Annotated in this window: 15 protein-coding genes and 2 pseudogenes; 7 read left to right on the forward strand and 10 right to left on the reverse strand. The window is 68.6% G+C overall.

Annotated features, from left to right (window positions below; all coding sequences use genetic code 11):
* Positions 1-411: 411 nt before the first annotated feature.
* The 6 genes from ABZZ79_RS32220 to ABZZ79_RS32245 form a co-directional block, all read right to left on the reverse strand.
* Complete coding sequence (locus ABZZ79_RS32220; RefSeq protein WP_356694851.1) at positions 412-876, reverse strand: ATP-binding protein; 465 nt, start codon at positions 874-876, stop codon at positions 412-414.
* Positions 877-1,017: 141 nt separating this feature from the next.
* A complete protein-coding gene (locus tag ABZZ79_RS32225) occupies positions 1,018-1,953 on the reverse strand; it encodes a carbohydrate ABC transporter permease (RefSeq protein ID WP_356694853.1) in 936 nt (311 codons plus the stop codon).
* Entirely contained in the window at positions 1,950-2,843 is an 894-nt protein-coding gene (locus ABZZ79_RS32230; RefSeq protein WP_356694855.1) for a sugar ABC transporter permease, read from the reverse strand. Before ABZZ79_RS32230 ends, ABZZ79_RS32225 begins: the two co-directional genes overlap by 4 nt.
* A 132-nt stretch (positions 2,844-2,975) precedes the next feature.
* Positions 2,976-4,289: an extracellular solute-binding protein gene (locus tag ABZZ79_RS32235; RefSeq protein ID WP_356694857.1), complete on the reverse strand. Its 1,314-nt coding sequence runs from the start codon at positions 4,287-4,289 to the stop codon at positions 2,976-2,978.
* 40 nt (positions 4,290-4,329) lie between these two features.
* Complete coding sequence (locus ABZZ79_RS32240) at positions 4,330-6,072, reverse strand: alpha-glucosidase (protein ID WP_356694859.1); 1,743 nt, start codon at positions 6,070-6,072, stop codon at positions 4,330-4,332.
* 54 nt (positions 6,073-6,126) lie between these two features.
* Positions 6,127-7,308, reverse strand: coding sequence for an ROK family protein (locus tag ABZZ79_RS32245; protein WP_356694861.1), 1,182 nt, complete (start codon positions 7,306-7,308; stop codon positions 6,127-6,129).
* A 748-nt stretch (positions 7,309-8,056) separates the two neighbouring features.
* Here ABZZ79_RS32245 and ABZZ79_RS32250 point away from each other — a divergent pair.
* From ABZZ79_RS32250 to ABZZ79_RS32280, 7 genes and pseudogenes are all read left to right on the forward strand, one after another.
* Positions 8,057-10,387, forward strand: coding sequence for a family 49 glycosyl hydrolase (locus ABZZ79_RS32250; RefSeq protein ID WP_356694863.1), 2,331 nt, complete (start codon positions 8,057-8,059; stop codon positions 10,385-10,387).
* A 96-nt stretch (positions 10,388-10,483) separates the two neighbouring features.
* Positions 10,484-10,927, forward strand: a complete 444-nt coding sequence (locus tag ABZZ79_RS32255; protein ID WP_356694969.1) for a DoxX family protein — start codon at positions 10,484-10,486, stop codon at positions 10,925-10,927.
* A 76-nt stretch (positions 10,928-11,003) separates the two neighbouring features.
* A complete protein-coding gene (locus ABZZ79_RS32260; RefSeq protein ID WP_356694865.1) occupies positions 11,004-11,660 on the forward strand; it encodes a lytic polysaccharide monooxygenase auxiliary activity family 9 protein in 657 nt (218 codons plus the stop codon).
* 140 nt (positions 11,661-11,800) lie between these two features.
* Positions 11,801-12,370 carry a DoxX family protein gene (locus tag ABZZ79_RS32265; RefSeq protein WP_356694867.1) on the forward strand — a complete coding sequence of 190 codons (570 nt, stop codon included), beginning with the start codon at positions 11,801-11,803 and terminating at the stop codon, positions 12,368-12,370.
* A gap of 47 nt (positions 12,371-12,417) precedes the next feature.
* A complete protein-coding gene (locus ABZZ79_RS32270) occupies positions 12,418-13,041 on the forward strand; it encodes an ATP-binding cassette domain-containing protein (protein ID WP_356694869.1) in 624 nt (207 codons plus the stop codon).
* A gap of 150 nt (positions 13,042-13,191) precedes the next feature.
* Positions 13,192-14,667 carry a VCBS repeat-containing protein gene (locus ABZZ79_RS32275; RefSeq protein ID WP_356694871.1) on the forward strand — a complete coding sequence of 492 codons (1,476 nt, stop codon included), beginning with the start codon at positions 13,192-13,194 and terminating at the stop codon, positions 14,665-14,667.
* Positions 14,668-14,916: 249 nt separating this feature from the next.
* Positions 14,917-15,670: pseudogene (locus tag ABZZ79_RS32280) on the forward strand (transposase family protein).
* Positions 15,671-15,692: 22 nt separating this feature from the next.
* On the opposite strand, the pseudogene ABZZ79_RS32285 reads toward ABZZ79_RS32280, so the two are convergent.
* From ABZZ79_RS32285 to ABZZ79_RS32300, 4 genes and pseudogenes are all read right to left on the reverse strand, one after another.
* Positions 15,693-15,897: pseudogene (locus ABZZ79_RS32285) on the reverse strand (IS256 family transposase); the annotation flags it as partial.
* A gap of 732 nt (positions 15,898-16,629) precedes the next feature.
* Positions 16,630-17,130, reverse strand: coding sequence for a hypothetical protein (locus tag ABZZ79_RS32290; RefSeq protein WP_356694873.1), 501 nt, complete (start codon positions 17,128-17,130; stop codon positions 16,630-16,632).
* Positions 17,131-17,274: 144 nt separating this feature from the next.
* Positions 17,275-18,159, reverse strand: coding sequence for a hypothetical protein (locus ABZZ79_RS32295; protein ID WP_356694875.1), 885 nt, complete (start codon positions 18,157-18,159; stop codon positions 17,275-17,277).
* Between the two features lie 85 nt (positions 18,160-18,244).
* The gene (locus ABZZ79_RS32300) at positions 18,245-18,403 is read right to left on the reverse strand and encodes a hypothetical protein (protein ID WP_356694977.1); all 159 of its coding nucleotides are present in this window, start codon (positions 18,401-18,403) and stop codon (positions 18,245-18,247) included.
* Positions 18,404-18,589 lie beyond the last annotated feature (186 nt).

The following is an 18,589-nucleotide window of genomic DNA, read 5'->3' on the forward strand; positions in this document are numbered from 1 at the left end:
CGATCCCTCGTTCCCCTCGCTGAACTGGGGATTCACGGAACTGCGGCCAGAACCGATTTCAGACATCCCCATCAGCAGCCCGGCCAGGGCAGCCGTAGGCCCCCGGTCACCCTTCCCGCGTCTCTGTACCGCGCAAGGTCAGCATGGCATCAGCGTCCTTGCGTGGCGCGCACAGCGGGCCCGCAACAGCACGGTCGCCGTCCAGGCAAGGCTCCGCGGCGTGTCGGCGAGGGACGAACGCGGGCGCCCACATGCCGTTCAGCCGCCGTGGCGCCTTTGCGCCGGCGGTGATCGTCGTCACCGGGCAGGGCTTGTCGACGCTACGCCCGCCGCCGGGGACGATGCCCTTGTGTCCGTGCCGTGCACAGGCATGCAGCTCCCTGCGCATTGCGGGCGCCTGCCCCCCGGGTATCACGATGCGCAAGGAGGTCGGTAGGCCGAGCGGAGGCTCAGTCGGGCCCACACGATCTTGCCGCTCAGACCGTGGCTCCACCCGAACGCTTCGGCGAGAGCGCGGACAATGTTCAGGCCACGACCGTGGTCTTCGTCGGTACCGGGCGGAGCCGCGGGCAGGTCGGTTGTGGCGGGGCAGGTGTCGCGAACGGAGATGACGAGCCCTTGGTCGTGGGTCAGCAGATGGATGTCGGCCGGGCCGTTGGGGGTGTGCAGGTGGGCGTTAGTGACGAGTTCTGAGATGACGACGACGGCGTCCTCGATGATGGGCAGCGGCAGGCCCCATGCGTGCAGGGTCGTACGTGCATGCTGCCGGGCTGTCCGAACGGCGTGTGGCGCGTGTTCGAGAGACAGGTGGCTGGCGCGGGAGAAGGCGCTGTGGTGCTGCCGTTGGGACGTGCTGGAGTGGGTGGTCGTCTTCATGGCGAACCTTGCGTTGGGGGGCGTTGCGGTGGGCTGAGCTCGGGGGCTGTCCGTCCTTGTCCAGTCAGTGCGGGTCGGGTGTGCCCCGGATCCGGTTGCGGGGCGGCTTAAGGGCCGGATCCGGGGCGGTTCCAGGAGGGGCTACTTCACGGCGCCTGCGGTGAGGCCGCGGGTGAGGGTGCGCTGGAAGATGAGGAAGAACACGATCATCGGGATGACGCCGAGGAGGGCCGCGGCGCTGAGTGCGGTGGGGTCGCTGGTGTACTGGCCCTGCATGACGGACAGGCCGAGGGGGACGGTCTGCTTGTTGTTGGAGATGAGCAGGACGAGGGGGTAGAGGAACTCGTTCCAGCTCCAGACGAAGAAGAACACGCACATCACCGACAGGGTGGGCCAGCTCATCGGCAGGACGATGCGCCACAGGATGGTCCAGCGGCTGGCACCGTCCATGGAGGCGGCTTCGATGAGTTCGCGGGGGAAGCTGCTGAAGACGGAGGACAGCAGGTAGGTGCCGAAGGCGCTGTAGGTGATGCCGACGAGGATGGTGTAGCCGAGTTTGCCGTCGTAGAGGCCGAGTTCCTTGAACAGGTAGTAGATGGGGTAGACCAGGCCTTCCTGCGGCAGGACGTTGACGCCGAGGAAGAAGACGAGGAAGGCGGTGCGCCATCGGACGCGGCCGATGCCGATGGCGTAGGCGTTGAACAGGGCCAGGACGACGGCTATGACGACGACGCCGAGGCTGATCTGGATGCTGTTGACCAGCTTCTGGGAGAAGTCGACCCGCTCCCAGACCTCGCCGATGACGCCCCAGTTCCACTGTTCGGGCCAGGACAGGGAGCCGTTGGAGCGGTAGTCGGCGCTGGTCTTGAAGGAGTTGACCAGGATGATGCCGAAGGGTGCGAGGAAGGCCAGGACGAAGACGGTGACGGCGGCGATGACGGCGTAGGAGCCGGCGCTGCGTCCGCTGGTCTTTCTCTTCTTTCGACGCTGCTTGGGTGCGGCGTGTCCGGCGGGGCTGGCCTTGCGTACGTCCGGCCTGCTGCTGGTGTCGTCGTTGGCGTAGGTGATCATGGTCATCCGTCCTCGCGGGCCTGGCGGGTGAGCATGGTCCCGGCGATGATCAGCACGAGGAGGGTGATGGTGCTGGAGATCGCGGAGCCGTAGCCGACGTCGGCGCGTTCGAAGAAGTTCTGGTAGGCGAAGTACGCGGGCACGAGCGTGGAGTTGCCGGGGCCGCCGCCGGTGAGGACGAAGATCTGGGCGAAGACCTTCAGGCCGGCGATGGTGGTGGTGACCAGGACGACGTAGACCTCGGGCCGCAGGATGGGCACGGTGATGCGGGTGAAGCGCTGCCACCAGCTCGCCCCGTCCAGGGAGGCTGCCTCGTACAGTTCGGGGTCGATGCGCTGCAGGCCGGACAGGAACAGCACCAGGGGGTAGCCGAGCTGCATCCAGACCAGGACGCCGAGGACGATCCACAGGGCGAGGTCGGGGTCGCCGAGCCAGTTCTGCTGCAGTGAGGACAGGCCGACGGTGTCGAGGATGCTGTTGACGGCGCCTTCGGGGGCGAGGATCCAGCCCCACATCAGGCCGGTGACGGCGACGGGGATGACCTGGGGCAGGTAGAGGCCGGAGCGGAAGACTCCGACGACGCCGTCGCCGTGCTTCTTGCCGATGTAGTCGAAGAGCAGGGCGGCGAGGAACAGGCCGAGCAGGGTGGGCACGACCGCGATGCCGACGATGACGAAGGCGATGTTGCGGAAGGAGGCCCAGAAGTCGGCGTCCTGGAAGAGGCGGGTGTAGTTGTCGAAACCCGTGAATTCAGGGGTGCCGATGCCCTGCCAGGTGGTGAGGCTGTAGTAGAAGGTCATCACCAGCGGGACGACGAGGAAGAGCAGAGCGAGAAGCAGGCCTGGGGCGAGGAAGACGGCGTAGCCCGTGGACCGCCGGTGACGTGTGGTTTTCACGGTTGCTCCTAGGTGGGCGGGACGGCGGCCCGGGGGGCCGGGGCGCCGTCCCCTGAACGACGCGGCGCCGGGGAGATGAGACGCGCTGCCTGATGCGGGGTGCGGCCGCGGTGCTGTCCGGCCGCGGTGCGGTCAGGACCGGGTGGCGACGTACTTGTCGTAGGGGGCCTGAAGCTCGTCGAGGACGGTGTCGGGCTTGCCGCCGTTCATCAGGTTCTGGGTGGAGGCCAGCCAGGTGTCGTAGTAGCCGGTGACGGGCCAGTCGGGGTAGAAGGCCAGGCCGTTGCTGGTCTGGTAGGTGTTGAAGGCGTTGATGAGTTCCTTGGCCTTGGGGTTGGTGATGGTGTCGGCCTTGGCGGTGAGGGGGATGCCGCCTTCGTCGCCGATCAGCTTCTGGATCTTGTCGGTCATGGTGATGGCGATGAAGTCCTCGGCGAGCTGCTTGTTCTTCGCCTTGGTGGGGATCACCCAGTGGTTGCCGCCGGAACCGAGGGTCTTCTCGCTGCCCGGGTAGGGGGCGGTGGACCAGGAGAAGTCCTTGATGTCGGTGCTCAGGCCGCCGAACCACCAGTTCCCGCCGACCATGACGGGCCGCTTCTGGGAGACGAACTGCTCGGTCATGTCGCTGCCCTTGAGACCGACGTCCTTCTGCTCGAAGTAGCCCTTGTCGAGCCACTCCTGGTACTTGTTCACCGCGTAGGTCAGCTCGGGGCCGTGGAAGTCGACCTTGCCCTGGTAGAGCTGGTAGTCGTCGACCCAGGCGTCGGAGGCCCTGGACAGGGCGAGCAGGTAGAGCCAGTGGCCGGCGGGGTGGTCGTTGCCGGCGTTGGCGAGCGGGGTGACGCCGGCGGCCTTGAACTTCGCCAGCGCGGCCTCGAAGGTCTTGAAATCGGTGGGCTTGGTGACGTTGTACTTCTTGAACAGGTCGTCGTTGTAGTAGGCGAAGACGAACTCACCGTAGTTCGGTATGCCGTACCACTTGTCGCCGCCCATCTCGCCCTTGGCGTCGTAGCGGGCGGTGACGGACGCCCGCTCGCTGATCGCCTTGTCCCAGCCGTGTTCCTTCACCAGCGGGGTGAGGTCGGTGAGCAGGCCTTGCTTGGCGAGCAGGCCGGTGGTGGCGTTGCCCTTGTTGTACTCCATGACGTCGGGCGCCTTGTCGGAGTTGAGGATCATGCCGGCGTTCTGCTGGACCTGCTCGAACGTCTTGCGTTCGAAGACGACCTTGACGTCCGGGTGGGTCTTCTTGAACTCGGCGATCGCCGCGTCCCAGGCCTTGCTCAGGGCGCCGTCCTGCTGCTCGTAGTGCCACAGCCGCAGGGTCTTGCCGTCGCCCGCTGCGGTGTCGGAGCCGCCGCAGGCGGTCAGCGGGGCCAGCAGGGCGAGAGAGGAGGCCGCGAGGAGGAGAGACCTTCTGCGGACGGTGCGGGTGCGCGGGTTGTTCATGGCTGGTTCCTCGATGTGCGTCGTTGCGACAAGGGCAGGGTCAGTCGGCGGTGCGGCTGCGGCGGTGGACGCGGGCTTCCCACGGGCGCAGGGTGCAGCGGCTCGTGAGGGGTGAGGTGGCGGGGAGGTTGGCGATGAGCGTGTCGCTGTCCTCCCAGCCGTCGGGCAGGTCGACGGTGAGGTCGGTTCCGCCGAAGTTGGCGAGTACGAGCAGTTCGACCCCCCTCTCCCGGTCGTGGCGGGTGAAGGCGTAGAGCTGCTCGTGGTCGGGGTGGAGCATGTGGAAGTCGCCGTGGGTGAGTGCGGGCTCGGTGTGCCGCAGTTCGATCAGGCGGCGGTAGTGGTGGAAGACCGAGTCGGGGTCGGCGAGCTGGGCCTTTGCGTTGACCCGGCGGTGGTCGGGGTTGACGGCGATCCACGGGGTGCCGGCGGTGAACCCGGCGTGCTCGGTGGCGTCCCACTGCATGGGGGTGCGGGCGTTGTCGCGGCCGCGGTGGCGCAGGCCGTCGAGGATCTGTTCCTCGCCGGTGCCGAGGGCGAGCTGGTCGCGGTGGTGGTTGAGGGACTCGATGTCGCGGAAGTCGCCGATGGAGGCGAACGGGGCGTTGGCCATGGCGAGTTCTTCGCCCTGGTAGACGTACGGGGTGCCGCGGTGCAGGTGCAGGACGGTGGCCAGCAGTTTGGCGGAGCGGTCGCGGTAGGCGGGGCTGTCGTCGCCGAAGCGGGAGACGACGCGCGGCTGGTCGTGGTTGCTGAAGTACAGGCTGTTCCAGCCGGTCTCGCCGAGGCCGGCCTGCCAGCGGCCGAGGCTGGCCTTGAGGTCGGTGAGCTTCAGCGGGCGGACGTCGAACTTGCCGCCGGGGCCCTGGTCGAGGCCGACGTGCTCGAACTGGAAGACCATGTCGACCTCGCGGCGGGCGGGGTCGGTGAACCGCCTTGCCTGCTCGACGGTGACGCCGGGCATCTCCCCGACGGTCAGCAGCGGGCGCGGGTGGCCGTCGAAGACCTCGCGGTGCATCTCGGCCAGGTACTCGTGGATGCGCGGACCGCAGATGTAGTGCGCGCTGCCGTCGCCGTACCCGCTGCCCTCGTGCACCGGGCCGTCGGGCAGGCCCGGTGCCTTGGAGATCAGGTTGATGACGTCCATGCGGAACCCGTCGACACCCCGCTCCAGCCACCAGCGCATCATGGCGTGGACCGTCTGCCGGACCTCGGGGTTGTCCCAGTTCAGGTCGGGCTGCTTGCGGGAGAAGAGGTGCAGGTAGTACTCGCCGCTCGCCTCGTCGTAGGTCCAGGCCGGGCCGGAGAAGAACGAGCCCCAGTTGTTGGGCTCGGCGCCCGGTGTGCCGGGCTCCATGCCCTCGCGCGGCGGCCGCCAGACGTACCAGTCGCGCTTGTCGCCGCCGGGGCCGCCGTCGCGGGAGGCGGTGAACCACGCGTGCTCGTCGCTGGTGTGGTTGACGACCAGGTCCATCACCAGCTTCATGCCGCGTTCGTGCACGGCGTGAAGGAGCCGGTCGAAGTCGGCGAGGGTGCCGAACAGCGGGTCGATGTCCTGGTAGTCGCTGATGTCGTAGCCGTTGTCGTCGTGCGGCGAGGGGTAGACCGGCGACAGCCACAGCACGTCGACCCCGAGTTCGGCAAGGTAGTCCAGGCGCTCGATGACGCCCTGGAGGTCTCCGATGCCGTCCGCGTTCGAGTCGGCGAAGCTGCGGGGGTAGATCTGGTAGACCACCGCGTTGCTCCACCAGGAGTCGGCGGGACCGGCCAGGTTTTCGGGCACGTCAAATCCTCATCGTGGGTCTCGGGTACTGGGTGCTTTGTGGGAAGGGCTGGGTCAGGACAGGGCCGCGCCGACCGCGTCCTGGATGACGAGGCAAGCGGCGCCTCTGGCCCACAGGTCGTGGTGCACGGGATCGACGCGTATGTCGCAGTCCTGGGCGGCGGTGGAGAAGGCGTGGGCCTGCATCGCCTGGGTCATGGCGGGGCCGAACAGGTCATGGGCGACCGCGCCTTCCCCGGCGATGATGATTTTCTGGAGGTTCAGCAGGTTGCACAGGCCCGCCAGGCCCCTGCCCAGGGCAGTGCCGGCCTCGGCGAACGCGGAGCGGGCGACGGTCTGTGCCGAACCGGTGCCGGAACGGGCCAGCTCGATCGCCTCGGCTATGCCGGTGCACTCGACTCCGGCGTCCCGGAGGTGGCGCAGGACGGCCCGGTCACCGGCGAGGGCCTCCAGGCAGCCGCGGCGCCCGCAGCCGCACATCGGACCCCCGGGGTCGAGGGGCAGGTGGCCGATCTCTCCGGCAAGGCCTGTTGCCCCGGAGAAGAGGGCGCCGTCGAGGAGCAGGCCGCAGCCGATACCGGGGCCGACGGTGACCACGGCGAAGGAGTCCACGTCGCGGCCCTGGCCGAACCAGCGTTCGGCGACGACCAGGGTGTTGACGTCGTTGTTGACGACGACCGGCAGGCCTGTGGCCTGGCGCAGAGGACCCGCCACGTCGACCTTGTTCCAGCCGAGCAGGGCGGAGTAGCGGCAGATACCGGCGGCCGAGTCAATGTGTCCGCTGACGCCGACACCGAGTCCGAGGACCCTGTCCGCCGCCTCGGGCGCCTCCGCGAGGAGACTCCGGGTCAGGTCGGCGACGGCGGACAGTGCGGTCTCGGGGGTGCAGTCGGCGATCGGCACCTCGGCGCGAGCCAGCACTCCCGCGGCCATGTCGGTGACCACCGCGGACACCTGCGCCGGGCCGATCTTCGCGCCCACGACGATGTGCTTGTCCGGGTTGACCTGGAGCATCTTCTGCGGCCGGCCCCGCCCCGTAGGGGCGGTGTCCAGTTCGCGCAGGTAGTCGTGCTCCAGGAGCGGCGGCAGCATCCGCGTCACGCTGGAGGGCACCAGTCCGAGCCGCTGCGCGAGCTGGGTGCGGGAGATGGGCCCCGCGGTGAGGACGATCGCGAAGATCTCCGCGCGGGTCTGCTCACCGACAAGCTCCGAGAAACGGATCTTGGACGGGGTCATCACACATGCCTCCGAAGAGCGATCGGTCAAGAGTGGTACCGGCGTGGGCCCGGCGGCGGGGATCCGGCCGGTCAGGTCATTGCCGGTAAGGCGCGTACGGCAGCTGTCACAGCGGCCTCCTGTGGAGCACGCCGGCCGTTCCAGGTGGTGGGGCCGACTGCGTATGACAAGAGTCTGACCCCATCCATTTCGTGCGTCAAGAAAGAAAACTTGGCGTTACATGACCGTGATGCGATCTGTTCGGTCGACACGATTGGGGTTTTTGTCAGCATATGACTGGCCAGTGGCGCCCATCCGGCCCGCTCTCACGAAGAGACTCTGTTCATTTCATTGACATCGCGAAGAAATGACGCGACGTTGTCTCGCGACCGCAGAGCGCCAACGCACGGCCCGTGCGGAGCGGGCGGCCCGCTCGGCCCGCCCACTCCGCATCCAGGGGCGCCCTGGGCCGGGGCACGCCGGAGACACATCCCGTCCCGGCCCCCGGACGATCCCGATCGCTTCTGACGCATCCGCCCGACCGGCTGGAAGGGGGTTCGACCGCCTACGGGCCGCACGGCCCCCTGAGGCAGGGCGCGCCTTCACCTGCCTCGGTCCTGCCGTGGCAGGCGCCGGGCGGCGCGCGTTCCCGGTCTCATCATGCACCTGTCCGCCGCACGCCGTCCGTCTCCCGGGACAGGCGCCGTATGCGGCGGATCCAGCGCCTTGCGTGCGCTGCTTTTCCAGCTACGAGAAGAGGTACTTCGTCATGTCCGCAGGAAGACTGAGCCGGCTGGCGGCGCTCGCCGCCGGCCTGGCGCTCGCCCTGGCCGGGGCCGTGATGCCCGCCGGTACGGCGGGCGCACGGCCGCTCCCGGCCTCGGCGGCAGCTGCCGCCGAGGCGGCGGCCGTCACCACCGCCGGCAGCGCGCAGCTGAAGACGTGGTGGCACGACAACTACGAGTTCAACACCACCAGCCCGGTGGCGAACGACAAGGTGCGCCGTTCGTCGTTCTACGACGTGCAGGTCGCCACGGCCGCGGCGCCGGCGGCGCGGTTCGACTCGTTCGCGTACATGAGCATCCCGCGCAGCGGGAAGGGCAAGATCGGTTACACCAAGGAGGACGGCGCGGAGTTCTCCTCGTCGGCCGGGCTGACGATGAGCTGGTCGTCGTTCCAGTACGCCGCTGATGTGTGGGTGGACGTCTCGCTGAAGACGGGGCAGACGATCTCGTCGGCCGACCAGGTGAAGATCAAGCCCAGCAGCCTGAACTTCGCCAAGGAACTCGTCGACGGTGACACCGTCCGCGTCAAGGTGCCCTACAGCTCGGCCGGTCACCGGTTCTCGGTGGAGTTCGACCCGCAGCTGTACACCGCCTACAACGACATGTCCGGCCCCGCGAACGACGCGGGCAAGCTGACCACGCAGGGCGGGGGCGGCAACCGGGCCGTGCACACCGAGCCCCGCAACTCGATGATGATCTTCGCGGAGCCGGTGCCGGCCGGCGCCGAGGCGGACCGGCTGGTCCCCACGGCGTCCTCGGGCAGCACCTACTACCCGCCGCAGGGGCAGGTCACCAACCTCAACACGATCTCCGAGGAGATCGTGTACTTCCGGCCCGGCACCTACTACATGACCTCCAAGTACCACGCGCTGCTGCCCAAGCAGGTCAAATGGGTCTACCTCGCGCCGGGCGCGTACGTGAAGGGTGCCGTCCGCTTCCCCGACGACAGCCAGGGCCTGTACAAGGTGACCGGCTACGGGGTGCTGTCCGGTGAGCAGTACGTCTACGAGGCGGACACCAACAACAACTACGACCACCTCTCGGGCGCGTCGAACTGCCACTCCTCCTGCGTGAAGATGCTGCAGTTCGCCTCCGCCCAGGGCCGTCAGCAGCACCTCGACCTGCAGGGCGTGACGATCAACGAGCCGCCGTACCACTCGTTCGTGGTCTACGGCGACGAGGACACCTTCAGCATGCGCGTGGACAACTACAAGCAGGTCGGCTCCTGGTACTGGCAGACCGACGGCATCGAGCTGTACCGCGGCAGCACCATGAAGAACACGTTCTTCCACGCCAACGACGATGTGCTGAAGCTGTACCACAGCAACGTCGACATCGATAACACCGTGATCTGGAAGAACGAGAACGGGCCGGTCATCCAGTGGGGCTGGACCCCCCGCACCATCGACAACGTCCGCGTGAACAACACCCACGTCATCCACAACCGGATGTACTGGAAGGACGTCAAGTACAACACCTGCATCCTCAACTCCTCCTCGCACTGGGAGGACATGGGCTCGACCACCAAGGCCGACCCCGGCACGTGGGTGAAGAACATGACCTTCGAGAACATCACCGTCGAGGGCATGACCAACTGCGCCATCCGGGTCTTCGCCCTGTCCAGCACCGAGAACATCCACGTCAAGAACCTCAGGATCGACGCCTGGAGCCAGCTCGACCCCTCATCCCAGATCAGCCTGCTCAAGCGGTACACCAACTCCGCCGGGCAGAAGGTGACCCTCGGCAACGAGACGCGTGACAGCCGCGGGCTGAAGCTGGAGAACTACACCGTCGGCGGCACCGTCATCGACAAGTCCGGCACCAACTGGGCCGCCGACAAGCTCGGCCGTCTCGGCTTCGACGCCGAGACCTGGGACAACTGGAACGCCTGGGGACCCGGCGGCAGCACCGACCCCGGACCCGGCCCCGTCACCGGCGGCAAGATCGTCAACGGCGCGACCTCCAAGTGTGTCGACCGTGCCGCCGGCGGTACGGCCAACGGCACCCGCATCCAGCAGTGGGCCTGCGCCGGCGTGCCCTCCATGACCTGGAGCCTCGACGGGCAGCAGCTGAAGTCCGGCGGCAAGTGCCTGGACGTCGAGGGCGGCGCGACCGCCAACGGCACCAAGGCCCACCTGTGGGACTGCGGCACCTGGGACAGCCAGAAGTGGGCCTTCCAGACCGACGGCACGCTCAAGAACCTCAAGTCCGGCCGCTGCCTGGACATCGAAGGTCAGAGCACGGCCGACGGCGCCCGCCTGCACCTGTGGGACTGCGGCGGCTGGGCCAGCCAGAAGTGGACCCTGACCAGCTGAACGTGAGCGGTGGCCGCCGGCGCACCCGCACCACCGACGGCCACCCCCGCCGGCCCCGCTCCGGCGGCCCCCCTTGAAGGGAGCACCATCGTGCAGATCCCCGCACGTCAGGAAGCCGCTGTCCTCGCACTGTTCCGCGCCGTGAGCGGTCTGCTGTTCGCCTGCCACGGGGCCGCGACCCTGTTCGACGTCCTCGGTGGACCGCAGGGCGGCTCCGTCCCCGGCGCCGGGCAGTGGCCGGGGTGGTGGGCGGCGGTCATCCAGCTCGCCGGCGGCACCCTGGTGCTTTTGGGCGTGCTCACCCGGCCGGCCGCCCTGCTGTGCTCGGGCTCCATGGCCTACGCCTACTTCGTCCACCACCAGAGCGACGGCCTGTGGCCGCTGGAGAACGGCGGGGAGAAGGCGGCCCTGTTCTGCTGGGCCTTCCTGCTCATCGCCGCCCTGGGCCCCGGCAGGTGGACGGTGACGACGCCGCTCGCCCACCGCGCGAGCGGACCACCCACCCCGCACAGGGAGGTCGCCCCCACCCACGAGACCTGACCAAAAGCTGTCATGTGCACGTAATCACGGGCGGGAACCGGCCTGTGATCCCCCGAACAACCGGAGGAACAGCACCATGAACCGCACCCCCGCAGCACCCGCACGCCGCACCGCGCTCGGCGCCGGCGTCCTGGCCACCAGCCTGCTGTGCCTGCTCCCGATGGCACCCACGGCTTCCGCACACGGCACGGTGATCGCGCCGCAGACCCGCAACTACGGCTGCCTGCAGCGCTGGGGCTACAACGAGCCCAACGAGGCGCAGGACCCCATGTGCTACCGCACCTACCACGAGAACCCCAACGCCATCGCCGCATGGAAGGCCGTCTACGCCAACAACACCGGCGACAACTACAAGCAGGTCATCCCCGACGGCCGGATCTGCAGTGCCGGCGGGCAGGGCGAGACCAACTACGCACCCCTCGACCGCCCCGGACCGTGGATCACCTCCGGCATCGGCGCCGACTTCACCGTCGACCTCTACGACGAGGCGCGGCACGGAGCCGACTGGCTGGAGGTCTACGTCACCAAGCAGGGCTTCAACCCCGAGTACCAGCTCATCGGCTGGAACGACCTGGAGCTGGTGAAGAGGACCGGCCGCTACCCCTACCAGGCGCACTACGTCACCGACGTCAGCACCTCCGGCTACAGCGGACGGCACGTCGTGGTCACCGTCTGGAAGGCCTCGCACATGGACCAGAAGTACTTCCTGTGCAGCGACGTCACCTTCAACTGACACCGGCCGAACACGGCTGAAGCGGCACGACAGCACACCGGCCCCGCGAGGCACGCCTCGCGGGGCTCTTCGCCCACTCCCCCGCACCTCCTGATCCTCCCGGCGGCCTGGCGCCGGGTCCGCCGCCCCACGGAGGCCTCATGCAGCACCCGAACTCCCGCGCCGCCCTCCCCGGCCGCCCACGCCACCTGCCCCGCCTGCTGCGCGAGCGGCCACCTTGGACCGGGCGTGTCCCCTCAGCTCTGCGGGCCCGGGCGGGCCGCGCGGCCGCCTCCTACCGGACGCGCAGCATCACGGTGCTGCGCGTCAGTGTCGGAGCCGTCTTCTGCTGGTTCGGGACGCTGAAACTCTTCCCGTCCGCGAGCCCCGCCGAGGAGATCGCGGCCGCCGCCATGACGAAGATGACCGGTGGCCTGCCGCCCGCACAGGTGTCCCTGCCGCTGCTGGGCTGCGCCGAGACACTGATCGGCCTCGCCCTGGTCACCGGGCTGGCGCTGCGGACCGCGTTAGCCCTGTTCTTCGTCCACATGAGCGGCGTCTTCGCCTCCCTCGTGCTGCTGCCCGGCACGATGTGGCACCACGGCGTGCCCACCCTCGAGGGCCAGTACGTGCTCAAGAACCTGGTCCTGGTGGCGGCCTGCCTTGCCGTCGCCGCCGACGAGTACACCGCCGACCCGCCTCCCGGTTCCGCAGCACAGCGACACGGCTGACCATCCGCCCCGGCCCGGGCCACGCACAATCTTCCAGGAGACCCCCTGTGGGCAGCACCATCACCCTGCACCAACTCAGCAAGACACACGCAGGCGGCCACCGGGCCGTCCAGGACATCTCCCTGCACCTTCAGGCCGGCGAGTTCCTCGTCCTCCTCGGCCTGTCCGGCTGCGGAAAATCCACCATGCTACGCATGATCGCCGGACTCGAGACCGCCACCAGCGGCGAACTCCTCCTGGACAACCAGCCCGCAGGCGACCTGCCGCCCAGCGAACGCGACGTGGCCATGATCTTCCAGAACTTCGCGCTCTACCCCCACATGAGCGCCGCCGAGAACATCGCCTTCCCCCTCGCCTCCCTCGGCGACGACGAACACACCGTCGCCGACCGGCTCGGCATCCGCTCCCTGCTCACCCGCACCCCCGCCCCCGACCTCCGCTACGAACAACTGCGGGCCGTGTACGAGAAGGCCGCCGCAATCGTCGGACACGAGCCAACGGACTGGAACACGCCCTCTGACGGCATCAGTCGGGAACCGTCTACGACCACCGCCGCGACTTCGCGGCGGCGGACTCCGACGGGTACGGGCTGGCCGACCTGGCGGTGCGGACGTATCCCGGCGGGACGAAGGACACGGTCGCGGTGTACGCGTGCGTCGAGGGCGGAGTGATCGCGAGCACGCCGGACCGTGACCTTCCCGACGGCCGGCTTCCTGGCGGAATGAGCCTCAGCGGGAGACTTCGGAAACTCCTCGAACTCCCGTACAACCCTTCACCGTTGCTGTGTGTCTCTTGATCGCAGATCTTCAGGAGGCAAACGCATGAACAAGTACCTGCGCACCACCCTCGCGACCGCGACCGCCGCCGCGCTGACGGGCGGCCTGCTCACCCTCGCGGCGACGCCGGCCACAGCCGCCGACTCCATGCACGTCCCGCAGGCCGACTTCAACGGCGACGGCGTCGGCGACGTCGGCTTCTCGGCCTGGGGCGCGTACGTGAGCGGCAGGGCGCGCGCCGGCCAGTTCGTCGTGCTGTACGGCACCACCAGCGGCATCTCCTCCGCCAAGCGGTCCGTGATCAGCCAGAACTCCACCGGCACCCCGGACGCCGCCGAGGCCGGCGACGCCTTCGGCGCCGAGCACGCGTACGCCGACTTCAACAACGACGGCTACGACGACGTGGCCGTCTCCGCCCCGTGGGAGGACGTCAGCGGGGATGCGGACAGCGGCACCGTGACCGTGCTGTGGGGCTCCCGCTCCGGCATCACCGGCCGGGGCGTCCTGGTCCCCAACCCGGCCCCGTCCGCGGGCGACCTGTGGGGCAAGAACCTCACCGCCGGTGACTTCGACGGCGACGGCAAGGCGGACCTCGCCGTCGGCAACACCTCCAACGTGGTCCAGGTCTACCGGGGCGGCATCACCGCCACCGGCACCGCGGGGCGCGGCCGCAGCAGCTTCAAGGCCCCGATCCAGTCCGGCGGCACAGCCCGCGGCCCGAAGAACCTCACCGCCGGCGACGTCAACGGCGACAAGCGCACCGACCTGATCGTCGACGGCTACGAGACGACGTCCGACTACGGCTGGAACCGCAACTTCTACGTCCCCGGCACCGCGAACGGACTCAACGTCTCGGCCGCCAAGTCGCTGCGCCCCGGCGTGATCACCGGGATCGGCGACATCAACGGCGACGGCTACGGCGACATCGTCAGCGGCTGGGAGTACGAGACACGCCTGTCGGACGGCACCCCGGTCCCGTACTCCGGCAAGGGCGGCAAGGTCTGGATCACCTACGGCACGGCCTCCGGCCCCGGCTCGGTCATCGGCATCACCCAGGACAGCACGGGCGTCCCGGACGCCGCCGAGACCGACGACTGGTTCGGATCCGACCTCGACCTCGGCGACGTCAACCACGACGGCTACCAGGACCTGGCCATCGCCTCGGCCGGCGAGAACGCCGGCGACGCCTCCGATACCGGCGCGGTCACCGTCCTCTACGGCTCCCGGTCCGGCCTGCGCACCACCGGCGCCCAGCTGTTCACCCAGAACACCACGGGTGTGCCCGGCGAGAACGAGGACAAGGACTACTTCGGCTACGACGTCAAACTCGACGACGTCACCGGCGACGGCCGCGCCGACCTGATCGTCGGCTCCGCCGAGAACGCGGGCGACGGCACGGTCACCTACCTCCGCTCCGGCGGCACCAAGATCGTCACCTCAGGCGCGCGCGTCGTCACCCCGAACGCCGCCGGGCTGTCACTCGCCGGGATGCCGATGTTCGGCGCCAACATGGCCGACTGAGCGGCCAGTCGGACCAGCCAGAACGGCCCGCGGCCGTCCGGGCCGCCGCAGGAAAGGTGACATGAGGCCGGAGCGCCGGCACAGCGCTCCGGCCAGTCAGATCAACTGCCGCCCTGCAAGCGGCACACGGAGCCTTTTCCAACCTGACTGCGGTGCTGGGTTGTTGGCGGTCTTGGGCTGTACGGAACGACGAAGCTCCTGGTAGACGGGTTCTCGACCAAGATCACCCGTGTCCGCCAGGAGCTTCGTGTGCTTGTCTACCCGTCATCGATCGATCTGTCCAGCCGCACGCTGGGGCGCCTGTCCAGGCAACTGGCTTCTCATCAGCGGGAGATCGGCACGCGGTGGCGGCGTCTGCCCGTCAGCCGTCAGGCCCTGCTCGCCTTGGCTCACCTGCGGTGCGGTGACACTTACGCCCAGCTCGCTGCCGGTTCGGTATCGGCATCGCGACCGTCTACCGCTACATACGCGAGGCCATCGAGGTAATGGCCGCCCTGGCGCCGACCCTGGCTGAGGTGATGACGACGGCCCCGGCGAAGGCATACGTGATCCCTGACGGCACGCTGCTGCCGATCGACCGGATCGCCGCCGACACCCCGTACTACTGCGGCAAGCACAAGCGGCACGGCATGAACGTCCAAGTCCTCACCGATCCGTTCGGCCGCCTGCTGTGGGCATCCCCTGCCCTGCCCGGAGCCACCACGATCTGACCGCCGCTCGCAGCCACGGGATCATCGACGCCCTCGCCGCCGCTGGGCTGAAATGCTGGGCGGACAAGGCATACCAAGGTGCCGGCCGCCTCGTCCGCGTGCCCTTCAGGGGCCGCCGGCTCAAGCGATGGCAGCGACGGCACAACAGCAGCCACGCCAAGATCCGGTGCGTCGGTGAGCAGGCCATGGCCGTCCTGAAGGGCTGGCGCCTGCTGCGGAGGCTCCGCTGCAGCACGAACCGGATCACCGACAACGTGAAGGCCGTCGTCGTCCTTCACCACACCTCAACGTGAGGTTGGAAAAGGCTCAAGGCCCGTGGTCGGTGATCTCGCCCTCAAGAGCGGATTCCAGCAGCCGCCGGGTCAGCTGCTGCAGCAGCTCGCCCTCACCGGTCAGCTGCAGGCCCTCGGCCTGGGCGCGGCCCACCAGCTCGTCGATCAGCTGGTCATCCGCGGCCTTCGCCGACACGACCGCTGCCGAATCGGCAGCGGTCGTGCCCCCAAACGTTCTCACTGGTCATCGATGCATCTTCCATGATCGGGAGTAACACCGAACGTCTTACGGTCCCCCACCCGGACCACACCGGTCCAGGCCCACGACATCAAACGCGCCCGCGGATCTCCTCCGCGTCGCTGTCCTCGACGAAATGACGCCCGTCGACCGCCAGCTCGTCGACGTCGCCAGGGCCGTCCCACAGATACGCATACCGCGGGTGCCGATCCAGGCGACCGCCCCGGCAATGAAGTCATTCCTCATCTGCAGACGCTGCTTCCTGCGGAGCGACGCCGGCGACCGCCCGCGGTCCTTCACCGACCGCGCCGGCGCACCGGACCGTACGCCGCTACCTGGCTCCTCGCCCGCCATGATCGGGCGCCCGGACCCTTCGCCAAACCGCCCTGATCCAGGGCCACCAGATCGCAGCCGCCGGACAGATCGCCCAGGCCATCGAGATGACCAGGCGCACCCAGGACCTCGAGCAGCCGTTCCCTCACTGCCAACCGCGGCGCGCTCCCCCTGAGGGCGGGGACGAGCAGCCTCCAACTATTTCCTCGCCGGGCTCCGGCAGGCGCCTGCGGCTGGACCATACGCGACCAGTGGCTGCACCCCATGGACACCGGCGCTCTTTCTCAGGCCGTGATCCCGTGCCCGGACGATGACCCGGCCGCTCAACGCGAGATCTACCAGGCCACCATGCCCCGACACCGACGAGGAGCATCCCCGCGGCTGACCACCCCGCCGTCACCACGCACGGCTACTGCACCGACACAGCCCTCGAACCGGGCAGCCCATCGGATGACGGGTCCGGCTGAGGCCATCCGTTCGAGTCTCGCGAGCAGGAGCTGGCAGCGGCGACGGCACCATGCGGGCCGCCGAACCGCTGGTTGCGGTAGGAACCACGGGGGGCGCAGACGGCCGTGGTGGCCCCCCACGCGGCGGCTGAGAGCGCGAAGGCGTCCTTAGCAGTGTCGAAGTTACCGAAGACCAGCAGGATCGTGCCGGCGAGGAGAGCGACGATCCCGGCAATGGAAAGGGTTACCGCCGATGCCTTGCCGACGAAGGAGGCGGTGCGCCTCAAGAGGCCGATTTCGCGGCGGCGCTGGCGCCGGGCACGCTGGCGTAGGGCACGGACCTCACGCCGACGGCAGCGCAGGTCTTGCTCGGCCTGGGCGAGGAAGCCGTCGAATGAGGTGGCCAGGATCGGCAGCTGGCGAGCGGGCTGGCCTTGGTGGCTGCCGGGGTACGTAGTGGTCACGGATGTCCCTTCGGGAGGTCCTGCTCGCCGCCTTGGACTGCAGGTCTTGGAGACGACGAGCCCGGATGCGCTGGTCGCATGCCTCTCGGCCCCGGGGACAGGGCCCACCGGCAATAAATCTTGAAGGCCTTCGCGGCCCCCGGGTCACGCATCGCGGACGGCCAGTTCGGAGCGGCGGCGCTGTTCGGCAGCCAGGCGTTTGGCTTTGCGACGCACCCGTTCGCCGACGATGTCCGGCTCGGTGACGCCTGCGGCGGCTGCGGCCTCCTTCCAGGTTGTCCCGTCGGCCGCCGCGTATGCGAACACCACCTGTCGCTCGGCTGGGTCGAGCCCTCGGAGGAGCGTGTTGAGCCGCTCGTCCTCATAGATCCCGCCTGCCACCCGATTCAGCAGGTCGACATCGGCGGCGACCAAGTCGTACAGCGACAGTCCGCCCCCGAGGTCGGCATCCAGGGACAGCACCCGGCCCTGCCGCGTACGCCGTCGCCACACCGGCACCAACTGACGGTGTACAGCACGCGCTTCCGCACGCAGGACACCGAGCGCGCCCACGGGCAGCCGCCCATCTCGTTCCAGGGGATCAACCCAGCCACCGACAAGGGCGGTGGACACTGCCTCCCGCCACCGGTCGCTCACCGGCAATGCGAGGGACTTCACCGCGAGCACATCCATCACGTGCGGCTCAACGGGCTGGTGGCACGCGATCGTACGGATGTGTAGGGCGAGTTCCAGATCACGAAAGGGCAACTTGCGCTCTTTGAACTCGTGGAAGGTGCGCACAGCCGCTGCTGCGGCGCTGATTGACAGCTGGGGAATCCATTCGACCCCGTCATCGACCGACTTCAGAATCACAGCGTCCTTGCCGATGTCCATCAGGTTCGCAATGTCCGACATCGTCAGGTTCGCTCTGTCTGGCAAGGTTCGGCCATTCCCCCTCAGCGTCACGATGTGGTGATCACCCTCCGGGGCGGACTGCGCCTGCTCTGGGAAGATTTGGGTGAGGGTTCCGACAAGCTGCTCGGCATTCATCTGCGCTCCTTGACTGGGTGGCCTCCACTACCCGGTCCCGAGGAACAGACCAATCGACAAAGAAATTCTGACAGAGTTTTGGGCGTCAGCCATGCCCGTCCTCCTCGTCCAGGAAGGCCGCGGCCGGGTCGCGTACCGGGCGCAGACCGCCACCGGCAGGGACTGTGGCGCGGAAACTGTAGCGGCCCAGGCAGTTGAGGTCGACATGCTTCAGCGGGGACAGCCGCGGTACGTCCTCGTCCAAAACGTCGTGCCCGCGGTGGCCGGCGGGCAGACCCCCGCAGGACGGCAACGGCGACGTCAGGCAGCGGGTCGTCCATACGTCTGTGGCCGGGCACGCCGTCCCGGAAGACAGCCGCCACACCGGCCGCTGTCCTACGCGCCTGCGCAGAACACGTCGCCCGCTCCGCGCCGAACTGCCCGCGATCCT

Source organism: Streptomyces sp. NPDC006458 (genome assembly GCF_040612135.1).
Classification (GTDB): domain Bacteria; phylum Actinomycetota; class Actinomycetes; order Streptomycetales; family Streptomycetaceae; genus Streptomyces.

Coding starts and splice junctions, on each gene's coding strand:
- ABZZ79_RS32265 (WP_356694867.1), top strand. CDS start 11,801: ATGCAGCACCCGAACTCCCGCGCCGCCCTCCCCGGCCGCCCACGCCAC.
- ABZZ79_RS32250 (WP_356694863.1), top strand. CDS start 8,057: ATGTCCGCAGGAAGACTGAGCCGGCTGGCGGCGCTCGCCGCCGGCCTG.
- ABZZ79_RS32275 (WP_356694871.1), top strand. CDS start 13,192: ATGAACAAGTACCTGCGCACCACCCTCGCGACCGCGACCGCCGCCGCG.
- ABZZ79_RS32260 (WP_356694865.1), top strand. CDS start 11,004: ATGAACCGCACCCCCGCAGCACCCGCACGCCGCACCGCGCTCGGCGCC.
- ABZZ79_RS32220 (WP_356694851.1), bottom strand. CDS start 876: ATGAAGACGACCACCCACTCCAGCACGTCCCAACGGCAGCACCACAGC.
- ABZZ79_RS32245 (WP_356694861.1), bottom strand. CDS start 7,308: ATGACCCCGTCCAAGATCCGTTTCTCGGAGCTTGTCGGTGAGCAGACC.
- ABZZ79_RS32295 (WP_356694875.1), bottom strand. CDS start 18,159: ATGAATGCCGAGCAGCTTGTCGGAACCCTCACCCAAATCTTCCCAGAG.
- ABZZ79_RS32235 (WP_356694857.1), bottom strand. CDS start 4,289: ATGAACAACCCGCGCACCCGCACCGTCCGCAGAAGGTCTCTCCTCCTC.
- ABZZ79_RS32225 (WP_356694853.1), bottom strand. CDS start 1,953: ATGACCATGATCACCTACGCCAACGACGACACCAGCAGCAGGCCGGAC.